This is a genomic window from Psychromonas sp. SP041, assembly GCF_000470315.2.
Classification (GTDB): domain Bacteria; phylum Pseudomonadota; class Gammaproteobacteria; order Enterobacterales; family Psychromonadaceae; genus Psychromonas.
The window spans coordinates 1-667 of record NZ_CBRF02000108.1 but is presented as its reverse complement, the minus strand read 5'-3'; the positions used below and the strand labels follow the sequence as shown (position 1 = coordinate 667).

1 protein-coding gene is annotated in these 667 nt (G+C 46.6%); it reads left to right on the top strand.

Translation table 11 applies throughout. From position 1 onward, the window contains the following. Window positions 1-667, top strand: a 667-nt coding sequence (locus SP041_RS20765; RefSeq protein WP_137298021.1) for an Ig-like domain-containing protein, incomplete at both ends; no start/stop codon positions are given.

Below are 667 nucleotides of genomic sequence, written 5' to 3'. Positions count from 1 at the left end.
GAAGACGGTAATACTGAAACAGTGAGTGTGACAGTAGACCCTGTTGCTGACGACACCGTATTAGTGGCTGATAGCGCAACAACGAATGAAGATACACCTGTCATTATCAATGTTGTGGACAATGATACCGATGTTGATGGCGGTGTTATTTCACCGGTTGATACGGTAACGCAAGGGGCGAACGGCACAGTTGCTATTAACGATGATGGCACGGTGACCTATACGCCTGATGCTGATTTCAACGGCTCTGATAGCTTCACTTACACCAACGAAGACGGTAATACTGAAACGGTGAGTGTGACAGTAGACCCTGTTGCTGACGACACAGTATTAGTGGCTGATAGCGCAACAACCAACGAAGATACACCTGTCATTATCAATGTCGTGGGCAATGATACTGATGTGGATGGCGGTGTTATTTCACCGGTTGATACGGTAACGCAAGGTGCGAACGGTACAGTTGCTATCAACGATGATGGCACCGTAACCTACACGCCAAACGCCGATTTCAATGGGTCGGACTCATTTACGTATACCAACGAAGACGGTAATACTGAAACAGTGAGTGTGACAGTGGACCCAATCGCTGATGACACAGTATTAGTCGCAGATAGCGCGACAACCAATGAAGACACGCCAATTACCATTAACGTAATTGGTAATGATA